11 protein-coding genes are annotated in these 13,576 nt (G+C 45.7%); 7 read left to right on the top strand and 4 right to left on the bottom strand.

Features of this window, described 5'->3' with window-relative positions; translation table 11 throughout:
- The first annotated feature begins 71 nt into the window (after positions 1 to 71).
- Positions 72 to 848, top strand: coding sequence for an enoyl-CoA hydratase (locus WC647_02370; protein ID MFA6221139.1), 777 nt, complete (start codon positions 72 to 74; stop codon positions 846 to 848).
- 42 nt (positions 849 to 890) lie between these two features.
- Here the strand turns inward: WC647_02370 and WC647_02365 are convergent, their stop codons facing one another.
- Positions 891 to 1,211 (bottom strand): carboxymuconolactone decarboxylase family protein, encoded by a 321-nt coding sequence (locus WC647_02365; GenBank protein ID MFA6221138.1) that lies wholly within the window; start codon positions 1,209 to 1,211, stop codon positions 891 to 893.
- A 246-nt stretch (positions 1,212 to 1,457) separates the two neighbouring features.
- Here WC647_02365 and trpS point away from each other — a divergent pair, with 246 nt between their 5' ends.
- Entirely contained in the window at positions 1,458 to 2,423 is a 966-nt protein-coding gene (trpS, locus tag WC647_02360; GenBank protein ID MFA6221137.1) for a tryptophan--tRNA ligase, read from the top strand.
- Positions 2,424 to 3,119 (top strand): endonuclease III, encoded by a 696-nt coding sequence (gene nth / locus WC647_02355; GenBank protein ID MFA6221136.1) that lies wholly within the window; start codon positions 2,424 to 2,426, stop codon positions 3,117 to 3,119.
- A 79-nt stretch (positions 3,120 to 3,198) separates the two neighbouring features.
- Here nth and WC647_02350 read toward each other — a convergent pair whose 3' ends face one another.
- The 3 genes from WC647_02350 to WC647_02340 all read right to left on the bottom strand — a co-directional run bounded on the left by WC647_02350 (position 3,199) and on the right by WC647_02340 (position 5,319).
- Complete coding sequence (locus WC647_02350) at positions 3,199 to 3,771, bottom strand: DUF2062 domain-containing protein (protein MFA6221135.1); 573 nt, start codon at positions 3,769 to 3,771, stop codon at positions 3,199 to 3,201.
- A gap of 139 nt (positions 3,772 to 3,910) precedes the next feature.
- Positions 3,911 to 4,498 (bottom strand): hypothetical protein, encoded by a 588-nt coding sequence (locus WC647_02345; GenBank protein MFA6221134.1) that lies wholly within the window; start codon positions 4,496 to 4,498, stop codon positions 3,911 to 3,913.
- Between the two features lie 179 nt (positions 4,499 to 4,677).
- On the bottom strand, positions 4,678 to 5,319 hold the full coding sequence (locus tag WC647_02340; GenBank protein MFA6221133.1) for a radical SAM protein: 642 nt from the start codon (positions 5,317 to 5,319) through the stop codon (positions 4,678 to 4,680).
- Between the two features lie 198 nt (positions 5,320 to 5,517).
- Between WC647_02340 and WC647_02335 the strand changes: the two genes are divergently transcribed.
- From WC647_02335 to WC647_02320, 4 genes are all read left to right on the top strand, one after another.
- Positions 5,518 to 7,455 (top strand): ASKHA domain-containing protein, encoded by a 1,938-nt coding sequence (locus WC647_02335; protein ID MFA6221132.1) that lies wholly within the window; start codon positions 5,518 to 5,520, stop codon positions 7,453 to 7,455.
- 201 nt (positions 7,456 to 7,656) lie between these two features.
- Positions 7,657 to 10,434 (top strand): pyruvate, phosphate dikinase, encoded by a 2,778-nt coding sequence (ppdK, locus tag WC647_02330; protein ID MFA6221131.1) that lies wholly within the window; start codon positions 7,657 to 7,659, stop codon positions 10,432 to 10,434.
- Positions 10,435 to 11,133: 699 nt separating this feature from the next.
- Positions 11,134 to 12,861, top strand: a complete 1,728-nt coding sequence (locus tag WC647_02325) for a GTPase (GenBank protein ID MFA6221130.1) — start codon at positions 11,134 to 11,136, stop codon at positions 12,859 to 12,861.
- Between the two features lie 35 nt (positions 12,862 to 12,896).
- The gene (locus tag WC647_02320) at positions 12,897 to 13,568 is read left to right on the top strand and encodes an ABC transporter permease (protein MFA6221129.1); all 672 of its coding nucleotides are present in this window, start codon (positions 12,897 to 12,899) and stop codon (positions 13,566 to 13,568) included.
- Positions 13,569 to 13,576: the final 8 nt, after the last annotated feature.

Below are 13,576 nucleotides of genomic sequence, written 5' to 3'. Positions count from 1 at the left end.
TAGAATTTCAAGAAACTGAATCACAAATCGCTCCAGCATTATAGCTAACAATTCAACAAAGAGGAAACACTATGGATTACAAAGACATTATTGTCAGCGCCTCAAATTCCATTGGTACAATAACCCTGAACTCGCCGCATACCGCCAACGCGTTGTCCAAGAATATGATTTTAGAAGTAACCTGCGCGCTCAAGACGTTCCGCGACGAAGCTTCAACAAAGGTCATAATAATTAAGGCCGCAGGAAGGCATTTTTGTTCGGGTCACAATCTGACGGAAATGATTGACGGGGATGTTACGGAATATAAATTTATTTTCAGACAATGCTCGGACATGATGCTGCTCATACATGAGATCTCACAGATTGTCATCGCCCAGATTCACGGGGTAGCCACGGCCGCAGGGTGCCAGTTAGCGGCTCAATGTGATCTTTCCATTTGCACGGAGACAGCGCGGTTTGCTACGCCGGGCGTAAAAATAGGGCTTTTTTGTAGCGGTCCCATGGTTGCGCTCAGCAGGGCCATAGGAAGGAAAAGCGCCCTTGAAATGCTTATGACAGGACGCTTTGTTTCAGCAAAGGAGGCAGAGCTTTACGGTCTTGTTAACCGAATCACCCCTGAAGCGGAATTGGAAAAAACTACTCAAGATGTGGCGGAAGCGATCGCCAAATCGAGCCCGTTGACTTTGGCTATTGGGAAAAAGGCTTTCTACGCGCAGATCGACATGCCTGAAAACAAGGCTTACGACCATGCGACCGAGGTCATGACGTTGAACCTTATGACACAAGACGCGCAAAATGGAATCAAAGCCTTTCTTGAAAAAAAGAACCCTGTATGGCAAGGCCGCTGAAAAGATAAAATAAAAAAATGCGCAACCTACGGCGCCAAGGGGCTAACTCTTCTCTGCGTGTGGCAACATTTCCTGAACCCACCCGTAAGCGGCTATCATCGCCGGGAATCCGACTATCGTGGCGGAAAGCAATGTAGCCTGGAGCAAATCATCTTTCGACGCCCCGGCTTCCAATGCGCGTCTTGCGTGGGACCTGACACCTCCTTTTGAGCCTGCGCCCACGGAGATTCCAAGTTGAATCAGGTGTTGAGTTTTGGCGTCGAGGCGCCCGGCCTTAGAGCAAAGCTCGCCCACTTCCCTAAATTTGTCCGCCACTTCTCCATGGCGTTCCACGAACTGTTTAAAAATTTCTGGAAGATACATGTTCATCCTTTCGTGATGACTGATAACAGTCAGGCAAGGTTAAAGGTTTCGGTCTTTTATCAATCACTGAACAAACTATCACAAAATTTGACTAATGGGCTAATTTGATTGTCTATTAATGAAATTCTGATTTATAGGCTGGGAAAAGCAGCGATTGTTGACCGGATCATGGAATTATAGTAAACGGCTTCTAATCCAATCGACAATCAGTTTTGCGCCGGCGCCTCTTAGAAAGGAGTTATTATTTTGCGAGTTCTTTCGGGCATTCAACCAAGTGGAGCGCTTCATCTGGGAAACTACCTTGCAATGATGAAACCAATGATTTCCTATATGGACAGGAGTCTTCTTTTTGTATTTATAGTCAATTTACACGCCATGACGAGTGTGACGGATGGTGAACGACTTGCCGAAGGGACGTTGGAAGCCGCCTCGGATTTTCTTGCTCTAGGTCTGGATCCTGATCGGTCTATCTTCTGGGTCCAATCCGATGTGCCTGAAGTTGTGGAGTTGTCCTGGATACTTACCTGCGTTACTCCAATGGGGCTGCTTGAACGCTGTCACTCTTATAAAGACAAAATAGCCAAAGGAATTTCTCCTAATCACGGGCTTTTCGCGTATCCGGTATTAATGGCTGCGGATATTTTGCTGTATCAGGCCAACGTAGTGCCGGTCGGAAAGGACCAGAAACAACATATTGAGGTTACTAGAGACATAGCCGTCAAGTTTAACGGAGTCTATGGGGAAACATTTGTTGTTCCAGACGGAGAAATAAATGATCAAGTAGCCACGGTGCCCGGAGTGGATGGGCAAAAAATGTCCAAGTCATACGGCAACACTATTGAGATATTTCTCGATGAGAAAGCGCTCCGTAAAAAAGTTATGAGCGTCAAAACTGATTCTACGCCAGTCGATCAGCCTAAGGATCCCGAAACGTGCAGTCTTTTTCAGATTTACAGGCATTTCGCTTCTGAAGACAGGGTTAGAGATGTCAAACGCATGTACATTGAGGGTGGCGCCTCCTACGGAGCCATCAAAAAAGAGTTGGTCGAAATTCTATGGGAGATGTTTCGATCCCAGAGACTCGAAAAAAAGAAATTAATGGCCGATCCTGGCCATATAAGATCAATATTGGCTGATGGAGCTAGAAAAGCCAGAGAAATAGCTTTTCCCACAATAGAAGACGTTCGGAAAAAAGTGGGAATAAAATATTGAGTGGTTTGGATAGTCTCCACATTATTGAAAGGAGTAGGCACGGTAAAGACTGATATCCGCAAGGTGGTAGAGATACTGCGCAAAGCGGTAGGCGCTATGCGAGTTCCCATAGTTACGGAGATTTCACAGCGCAAGAAATCGCCCTTTGAGGTTCTCATGGCGACAATACTATCGCTCCGCACCAAGGACGAAGTTACTCGTGCGGCTTCTAAGCGTTTATTTGAGGTGGCTTCAACCCCGATGGAACTGTTGGCCCTAGAGGAGGGCCAAATAGCCGCCCTGATCTTTCCGGTAGGTTTCTACAAAACCAAAGCCAAAACACTGAGAAGCATTTGTGACAGGCTTATTAATGATTACGACGGAAAGGTTCCAGACGATCTGGATGAACTTCTGAAGCTGAAAGGTGTAGGTCGAAAAACCGCGAACCTGGTTGTAACATTGGGCTTCGGCAAACTAGGGGTGTGCGTGGATACACATGTGCACAGGATAAGCAACAGACTCGGGTACGTCAAAACCAGGACCCCGGAACAAACTGAAATGGTTCTTCGCGAAAAATTGCCCGTTGACTATTGGATCGAATACAATGATCTTTTGGTAACTTGGGGCCAAAATGTCTGTGCTCCTATTTCTCCATTTTGTTCCAGATGCGCGATATTCGACTACTGTGAGCGAGTTGGTGTGAAAAAAAGTCGCTAAGGTGGGTTCAAGTGAAAAAGGGGTCGTTAGATTTAAGTCAGCCGATCAGTGGTGTTTGACTGTTCTGATTGTGGACAGACTAGGGCGAAATCCGGGTTAACGAAGCGCGTTTTATCGCTCGGGACGTTTGAATCCGCAAGGTTACAAAATACCCTGCGAACCCCAGAGGTATAGCCGTAAGAAAAGCCCCAACAAACCAACTCAGAATAATGTCCGAGCCTAATGCGAGAAATTGTCTTATAGCTATAAGAATCTCTTTAGCTTGAAGAACAGGGGTAATTAAGAGGTAAAATTGCTGTAAATCTGTTACAGCAGGTTTGTTCAACACAAACGATCCAATCAGGTAAAACCCGTAATACATTGGCGCCACGGTTAGAGGGTTATTGACCCAGGTAAACGCTAACGCCAAAATCACATTGAATCGTACGGCCAATCTGAACAGACCCAAACAAATCGTCTGGGCTCCAAGGGGGATGCCCGTGCCGATAAAAAGCCCTACAAAGACTCCTCGAGCGTCAAACCACGGGGGATTGTGCGACAGGACGAATGGATCTACAAAGAAACCCTTAAATCCAATTAATATGTTCCTTAGAAAATTTTTCGTATTGGACAAATTCAAGTGAGGTAAAACCAACCAAGCTTGCAGCGTCAAACGCCAAATCTATTTTCTCAAAAATAAACCGGCGTCTGAAACCAGGACGCCGGAACAGTGGTCAACATACTAAATTCGGAAGTCTTAAAAAGCAAATTAATCTGAACGATACTAATAACCTAATTTTGTTCGGTAATAATCACTGATTCTTCTTGCCCCATTGAAATTTGGCTGAAGATTCATCGGCGCTAGACTCAGTCTGTCCCCATTTCATTTTCTTGGTCGATGGTCTGTCGAGTCCCTCATTAGCGGGAGATGGCTGATTGTTACTATTAACGGCGGTTTCCGAGTTGGAAGCGGGCCTGGATGATCCAGGCGTTGTTTCAGCCGGTTTAGGAGTCGCCGGTACCACTCTCGCAGGGCCTGTATTTGTTGGGGCCTGTCTTTGTGTGGACGAGGGAGCGCCTATATTGGTCCTGATTGGTGGCGCCGTTCTGACCACAGGTTCAGGTTGAATCGGAGTCGACGCCCGGGAAGCGGCGTTTGTCTCATTTTCGTTCTGAGGCTCCGGGGCCAAATCCCTAGCCTTGTATGTGTCATAAATTTCCTGGTCACCGAAGGTTTTCAGATCTTGAGGCTTTTCGAAATCAATGGAAAAATCTTTGTCCGTAATGTCCGAACTGGTTGGTGGGGCCTGCCCCCAGTAGATTTCTTCTTCGGCCAAGCTGACGGCTGGGGCAGAGAAAGCCAGAAGTAGAGTTAAAAGAGCGCCTACTATCCTTTTCATGAAAAAACTCCTTTCGAGATTGGACACCTTGTCCCAGGGGCTCTCCCCGCTATTGAAATACTTTAATAATATTATATAACAAAAAGCCATAAATGGTCAACTTATTACATATATTCTTCAGATGACAACATAGCCCGCAAGCCGTCACCCCTGAAGAGCGTCCGATTGAATTGGGCTTCTCATACGCCTCTGATCTGGTCCGGCCAGATATACTTGTGTAATTGTAACTGAAGTCTTACTCGGAGATTGTCAGACAGAATCCAACCAGCCAGGTCGCTTGTCGACAATTTGCCAAATACCGCTGACATAAGAATGCGCTGAGGAAGATCGGCGAAGTATTTCGAAAGAATTTCCTTTGCCCACTCGTAATCCGCTCTGTCGGACAATACGAACTTCACTTCATCGGTTGGGCGTAACGCTGATATGTTATCCCAGTTCATCATGTGAGACTGTTGACTGCCTGGGCACTTGATATCCATGATCACAATCACATTGCCGGCTAGCGGTGATATATCCATTGAACCGTTAGTCTCCACCAAAACAATAAAGTTCTCCAAAGAAAGGCGGTTAGCAAGCTCGAGTGATCCGCGTTGAGCCAGCGGTTCTCCACCCGTCAGAAGCACATGCTTAGTTTCAAAATCTCTAACAAGTTGGATCAAATCCAGTAATTCTATTTCACGACCTTCTTCCCAAGCATATTGGGTGTCGCAGTAAGAACAACGAAGGTTGCAACCGGTCATTCTAACAATGACAAAAGGCATGCCGGCGAAAGAGGATTCGCCCTGTATACTCTTGAAAATTTCACAAACTCTTAAATTCATATATTGTGTCGTGTTAGATAAATGTCATATTCTAAATTAATAACGAAAAAGCAGAAAGCCATCCGTATATAGGCGCTTGTTCTAATAGAAAAGATACATTAGCTCCAAGATGACGTTTTGGATACTGGTTAGGCTCTTTAAACTTAATCCAAAAATTCCGAGGGGAAGTGGCGTCTTCGTTGCTCATGTGGAGGAATAATGATCAAAAGAATTAGGGTTCAATTTCTTCCTGACAATATTACCATCGAAACACAATCTGGAATGTCTCTTCTGGATGCGGCGTTAGAAGCGGGAGTATTCATTCCAGCGGCTTGTGGCGGCTCCGGGGCATGCGCTCAATGTAAAGTCAAAGTTGTCGAGGGAGAGGTTTATTCGGAATCTAACGAGAAGATAAAGCCTGAAGAAAGAATGGAAGGGTTTGTCCTGGCGTGTAAAACAAAACTTGTTTCTAATGTCACAGTCGAAGTTCCGAAAGCCAAGGTCGGCAGAAAGGTAATTCCAAGAGATGAGGCCGAAAGGATGAAATCGATGGCCCGTCCGATGGAATCACCAATAATACCTGAGCTGAATCCGCTGACCATAACGGCGGAACTGAATCCTCAACCACCAAGGTTGGATGATAACACCAGTGACTATGAACGGATTATCCGTACCTTGAAAATTGAACATGGGATATCTCCCGTTACGGCTCCGTTAGAGGTCCTGAAAAGTATTCCAAATGAAGTTCGTGAACAGAACTGGCATTTTTCCGCAACTCTCCAACCTGAGCGGCTTCCTGGAATCCAACCGCTCTATCGATTGTTGAAGGTATCATCTACCGCCAAGACTTCACTGAAGACCGCGTTGGCGGTCGATATCGGAACCACATCTCTTTGGGGGGAACTGGTCAACATTGATACCGGAGAGGTCCTTGCCAGAGCTTCTCGATACAACCCTCAAATTTCCATGGGCGACGACGTTATCAGCAGAATAGTATTCGCGCTGAAAAGAGATGGGTCGGAAAAGTTGCAGCAGAGTGTGGTCCTGGGGCTTAACGAGATTATAAATGAAACGCTTGAATTAAGCAGAACGACCAGGGATTCCATCAATTACATGGTGGCTGCAGGCAACACAGTCATGACACATTTGTTCTTGGGACTTAATCCAAAATATCTAAGGCAGACACCATACGTTCCTGTCGGGCAAAATATTGACCCAGTTCCTGCAGTGTCTCTTGGTTTGGACATGCCTGAAGGATCGTTTGTATGTGTTTTCCCTGGAGTCGCGTCATATGTTGGCGGGGACATAGTAAGCGGTGTTTTGGCCAATGGAATGTGGGATTCCGATGCTATGACTCTTTTCATTGATATCGGGACCAACGGCGAGATAGTAGCCGGAAATCGCGATATGCTCATGACCGCGTCCTGTTCCGCCGGCCCGGCGTTCGAGGGAGGGGGATTGCAACATGGGATGCGAGCGGCTCCAGGAGCTATAGAGGGTGTGCTGATCGACCCGGAAACTTTTGAACCAATGATCAAAACGATTGACGCGAAGCCCGCGATTGGCATTTGTGGATCGGGCATCATAAACATAATTTCCCAGATGCTTCGAAATGGAATCTTGAACCAGAACGCGAAATTCGCCCAGGATCTAGGCACTGAAAGGATTAGAAAAGGGGCAAGTGGTTTCGAATACGTAATTTGCAGGGCTGCCCAAAGTGGTTTGAAAGAAGATATTACCCTGAGCGAGGTAGATCTTGACAACATCATACGAGCAAAAGGCGCAATGTTTTCAGGATACACATGCCTGTTGGAAAAAATAGGCCTGAGTGTTGAAGAACTCGACAGGGTCATTATAGCTGGGGCCTTCGGAAGTTTCATAAATCTTGATCACGCGGTGACTATTGGACTGCTTCCCGATATTCCGAGAGAAAAATTTTCCTTCATTGGGAATTCTTCTCTTAAAGGAGCCCGTTTGGCCGTGATGGACTACAACCTGTTGGAAAAATCGAGAGAGATCGCTAGAGCCATGATGAACGTCGAATTGTCTGAGGATCCCGCTTATATGGACAATTTTATGGCGGCTCTTTTCTTGCCGCATACTCGAATGCAACTGTTCCCCTCGGTAAAGATAGGCGTTCAAAGGCAACCTCAGTAAGCTAAAATTCTTAACACTTTTGTTGGTCTAAATTGAAAATATTTGATATATCTAAAATTCTAAGCTTTTCAACCTTTGAATAACTGTTGACCTTGCAAAATCCATATATAGGGAAAAATTGACGCGCCATGATACATGACGTTTTTCCTGAATAGGTAACTCGCTGAGATATAATCAGAAAATATCAATATGGAGTGTGATATGAGCCACAAGTACGTTTACTCATTCAAAGATGGAGACGGTAAGAACAAGAAGCTATTGGGGGGCAAAGGCGCTGGTCTTTGTGAAATGACCCAGATCGGATTAAACGTGCCGCCTGGATTTGTCATTACGACGGACGCGTGTTTGACGTACCTGGACTCTGGACAGTCCGAGCTTCCTGCTGGTTTGATGGATGCGGTCAAGAATCATATGAGCGAGGTTGAAGCCGCTACCGGCAGAAAATTCGGGGATCCGAGCAATCCGCTCCTGGTGTCTGTTCGTTCAGGTTCGGCTCTTTCGATGCCTGGAATGATGGATACAATATTGAACCTTGGTCTGAATTCTTCTACCTTGCATGGCCTGATCACTCAAACAGGCAATGAGCGATTCGCCTATGACGCCTACCGACGTTTCATTCAATTGTACGGGAAAATCGCCATGGGAATTTCCGACCAGTACTTTGATGAAACTCTAGCGGCGGTAAAAGTAAGAACCGGCGCAATTTCGGATGTGGACTTGACCACCGAGGACCTTAAAGAAGTTAGTGAATTATTTCTCAATGTTGTGGAAGAGCAAACGTTCAGACCATTTCCGGAAAATGTCTACGATCAGTTGAACATTGCCATTAAAGCGGTATTCAATTCATGGATGGGTAAACGCGCTGTCGATTATCGCCGCGAATTCAATATCACGCCGGACAAAGCAAACGGGACAGCAGTAAGTATAGTGGCCATGGTATTTGGGAATATGGGAAATGACAGTGGCACTGGGGTTGGTTTTACTCGAGACCCGGCCACAGGTGAAAACGTTATGTTTGGTGAATATCTTGTGAACGCGCAGGGAGAAGATGTCGTCGCAGGTATTCGAACACCAAAACCCATTCAAGTCATGGCTGAGGAAATGCCAAATCTGTACGGACAGTTGGAAAACCTCAGGAACAAACTGGAGAAACACTACAGGGAAGTCCAGGATTTTGAATTTACTATAGAGCGGGGAACACTTTACTGTTTACAAACCCGTAATGGAAAAATGAACGCAGCGTCCATGGTGCGAACCTCAGTCGAGATGGTAGCGGAAGGGCTATTGACTAAGGACGAGGCGTTACTGCGTATAAATCCGGAGCATCTTGAGCAATTGCTTTATCCCGGCTTAGACCCGAATTACGAGGCGGTCCCCTTGGCGACAGGATTGCCTGCGTCTCCCGGGGCAGCTTCCGGCAAATGTATTTTCGACGCGGACAGTGCGGAAGAACGTGGCAAAAATGGAGAAAAGGTGATTCTAGTCCGCGAAGAAACCAAACCGGAAGATATACACGGATTCTTTGCGGCTCAGGGTATTTTAACAAGCCGCGGAGGAAAGACCTCTCATGCCGCAGTAGTGGCTCGGGGAATGGGCAAACCGTGCGTAGCGGGCGCTGAAGGCATAACCGTTCAAACGGAGCACAGGTTGGCGATTGTCGGCGACAGGGTGATCCACGAAGGAGACATCATTACAATTGACGGCGCCACCGGCAATGTCTATCTCGGTGAAATTCCTACGATTGAACCTGAATTCAGCGAACATTTGAACACACTGCTCGCATGGGCGGATGATATAGCTCGGCTGGGAGTCATGGCCAACGCCGACACCCCTGAGGACGCGGCTAAGGCGCGGCAGTACGGAGCTGTAGGCATCGGCCTGTGCAGGACCGAAAGAATGTTTAACGCTGCGGACCGATTGCCGAAAGTGGTCGATATGATATTGGCTGAAACCCCGGAAGACAGGGAAGTCGCGCTAGGAAGACTGCTTCCGATTCAAAAGGAAGATTTTAAAGCGATATTTAAGGCGATGTCCCCCTATCCGGTAACAGTTCGCCTTTTGGACCCGCCAATACATGAATTTTTGCCTAACGAAAATGAGCTTGTCAGGCAGCTTCAGGAATTGCGAGGGTTGAGATCAACGATACGGTCTGCGGAGCAATTCCTCGAAGCCGTTAAAATGGTAGATTCAGACGCTCACGCCAGCTACATGGAAGGCCTTTCAAGATTACCCATAAATCTTTCATCTTTGGATCCAGCGCTTGTCGAGGCGGCTATCAGCAAGAGAGAGCTGATGCTTCAGCGAGTGAGGACTCTGAGGGAAGTCAATCCTATGCTTGGACACAGAGGCGTCCGTCTCGGCATCACCTATCCTGGAATCTACAGGATGCAGATTCAGGCCATCCTTGAAGCGGCGGCAGAGTGCGTCAAAGACAACCTGGACGTTAATCCCGAAATAATGATTCCACAGGTCTGCTCGGAAAAAGAGCTTCAATGGGTAAAAAAATATGTTGATGAAATTCGCGAAACTGTCGAACAGTCATACAATGTGAAGCTAAAATTTAAGTTTGGAACAATGATTGAGGTTGTCCGAGCTTGCGTTACCGCCGACAAATTAGCTCAAACAGCGGAATTTTTCTCGTTTGGAACGAACGATCTTACACAGGCGACATTCTCCTTTAGTCGTGAAGACGCAGAAAACAAATTTCTCCCATTCTACCAGGAGGAGGCCCTTCTGCCTGACAACCCCTTTGAAGCCCTTGATGTGGAGGGAGTGGGCGCCATGATGGATATGGCGGTCAAGAGAGGTCGAAACACCAATCCGAACCTCAAGATCGGTATTTGTGGGGAGCATGGGGGGCATCCTGCCTCAATAAAATTCTGTAATAAAGTAGGACTGAACTACGTATCGTGTTCGGGCCCAAGGGTGCCGATTGCCAGACTTGCGGCGGCTCATGCCTCTTTGCTCGAAGACAAATAAAGACGTGATGTCTCATCATTAATTTGACTCAATCAGAAAGGCGGCCCGTTCGAGGGCCGTCTCTTTTTTTATCGGTCTCAATTGCTCGGTTTGTGGGAATTCTAACGGCTGACCGTGGATTCAAGAAGCGCCCTTAGAAATGTTGACATACAGCCTCATATAATGCTAACATAATACTTGATAATAATCATGTATGATATCTAACTATTTATGTATTGAGGCTAAATATGAAGCATAATGTCAAACTCAAAGGATTCTTAGTCTTGGTGTTCTGTTTAGCAATTTTGACCATTGGACATTGTGCCGACTGCTCCCCAGTTCGTCAGTGTGTTCCGGACCGCCCGGTTCCACCTGAAACTATCGGCAGTCTGAGTGTCCCGTTTGATCTTCCGATCTGGCCTACCATAATAAAAACTGAATTTCACATTCTGCCTTGGGTAAGTCTGAGCAAGTTTTCTGTTTGTTTGCCTGGAAGTTGTCGGGCTATAGAATTTAGGGCTCCTTGCCTGTCGCTAAAGCCAATTCCTGTTTGGTTTCCATGGTTGAGACCTTTGGATGCGGAGTGCAAAAACTCGGAAGTGTGTCGCATACCCTGAACGACACTTCTGTGAATCAGTTTCCAGTTTGTGGTTATTGACTGACGAGTTTCATCTCATCAAACTTCTCTAAATTTTGTTCCTCTGTTGGTGCTATTTTCTCGTGAATTCCTCAGAGATAGACCTCATCATTGATCGAACAGTTAAATTTCTCGACGGGTACGGCGCTTTTCTCCTGACCGACACGAGACTGGATTTTTTTAAGTCTCGTTTACAGGAATTATCCGAAAAAGCGGGCCGGGAATTCGACCATTTATACCTCGGCCTTGCAGGTGGATCTGGAGTAGGCAAGTCAACGCTGATCAACGCGATTGCCGGAAGTAGAATCTCTGATCCTTCAGATCGACGGCCATTCACCGACAAGATCGTAGTTTATCGACATGAGGATCAGGAGAGAGGGTTAAATCAGTTTGCGGAGATTTTCAAGAGTCCGGATAATGTTCACCATAATGACTCACTCAAGACAATCGTGATCCTTGATCTTCCTGACATAGACAGCCTGGAGACGTCTAATCGGGAAGTAGTAGCCGGGATTCTACCACATCTGGATGCTGTGGCCTGGGTAGCAAGCCCGGAAAAATATGCGGACGCGGCGTTATATGACTTGCTCCGGACCTCGCTGATTCATCAAGAGAACTTTATCTTTGTTCTGAACAAAATGGATCAAATCCTGGAAGATAGTGGTTCTGATCCATATTTGAGGATCAAGGAAATATCCGGAGACTTTGGATTTAAATTGAAAGAAGAAGCCGGTATTGTTGAACCGAAACTGTTCTGTGTTTCGGCCCTTCTTGAATTTGAAAAGGGTTCATCAAGTGATTTCTTGTCTCATGAATTTGTTAGATTGCGGAAATATCTTACTGATAAGTGGAACGCCAAACAAATTAACATTGTAAAAAAAGCCAATCTTATTGAAGAAATTGGGATTGTGTTGAAACAGTTGGGACTGGAGGCTGATCTTGAAACCAAATCAAAGGCGGTTCAACAAATTCAAGTTATAAGCCCAGAGGAATCCGACTTCATTTCAGAGCGGGACTTTCTTGAACTGCGGACTTCTTTGAAACAAAGAATGTTGGAAATCCTTACTGGTCAGGATAAATCCGTCCGTCCGGTGTCCTTGGTCATGTCAAAGCTTTTATCGAGACGCTTACCAGGAAAAGAATTCCGGATATCTGAGCTGGAAACAATCTTGCAAACTGAATCTTCGAGAGTCGCTCAACAAAAATTATTGCTGTTGGAAAAGAACCTGAGCGACGTTTCAGCTACTTTACTATTTTCGACGATCAGGGAAATGAGTTCAATAAATGATGCAATTGGCGCGTCCATTTGTGACAAATGCTCAAAAGTGTCATTTATCTCTTTGGAAACAGCGCTGGAAAAAACAATTGCTTCGTGGAACGGTTTTGTCTCAAGGTTAAGAAGAGGCATACAATGGCTAGTTTTGTTTTTCCCTTTCATCGTCATGGCCTTGAAACTCTCTGGCATGAACTCTTTTTCAGCTATGTCCCAAGGCTTTCTATGGACGAGCGTGCCGGATCACATTCTCCAATTCTTCATGTCACTTTTCAGCTCCGAGGGCCTGGCGTCAATAATCGCCCTTCTTATAACTGAGTTGATTCTCATAATTGTTTTCTCATTTAGACGATTAAAGAAAATAGAGAAATTGGCGGATAAAATTTCCTGCAGAATTGTCTTAAATCTTGTGAGTTGTCTCAACGAATCAATCAAAGAACAAATTGATGAAAGAGTTTCAGTTCTCAACAATTTGCGAAATGGTATAGCTAATTGTTCCCAAGTAATTTCCGACTATCGAAAAATGGCCTCGACATAAGTTTTCTTAATCCCATCTCAGAGTGAACAGTTTTGTTGAAATTGATTTTACGTAACGTGTTCAGGCATCGACTGCGTTCCGTCCTGACTTTATCAGGTGTCGCTATTGCAATGCTCGCGTTTGGGATTCTCAGAACTCTTGTGGGGGCCTGGTATGCGGGCGTGGAATCGTCATCCGCCAATCGTTTGGTTACCCGAAACAAAATTTCGCTAATCTATCAGTTACCTTTGGCCTACAGAAATAAGATTCTACGGGTCCCGGGTGTGAATGGGCTTGGATACGGGATCTGGTACGGAGGAGTATACAAGGACAAGAAAAACTTTTTCCCCCAATTTGCGATTAGTGGTCTGGATTATCTGAGTCTTTATCCTGAGTTTCTGTTACATGAAACCGACAAAAAAGAATTCGCAAAAGACAGAGGTTCAGCCATTGTCGGCCGAGCTACAGCCGAACGATTTGGTTGGAAGAAAGGGGATACAATACCCCTTCAAGGAACTATATATCCGGGAAATATTGAACTTACCATCAGGGGTATTTACAAAGGGGCCCGGAAAAATACTGATGAGACTGCGCTTTTTTTTCATTACGACTATCTTAATGAAAGACTTAAGAAAAGCTCTTCAGATCTTACGGACAAGGTCGGCTGGTTTTTGACCAGAATTAAAGAAACTGATCAAGCCCCTAATATATCACTAGAAATTGATTAGTTATTTAG

The sequence above is a fragment of the Desulfomonilaceae bacterium genome, assembly GCA_041662605.1.
Taxonomy (GTDB): domain Bacteria; phylum Desulfobacterota; class Desulfomonilia; order Desulfomonilales; family Desulfomonilaceae; genus CAJBEZ01.
The sequence above is the reverse complement of the archived record's forward strand: the minus strand, read 5'-3'. Positions and strand labels throughout refer to the sequence as shown.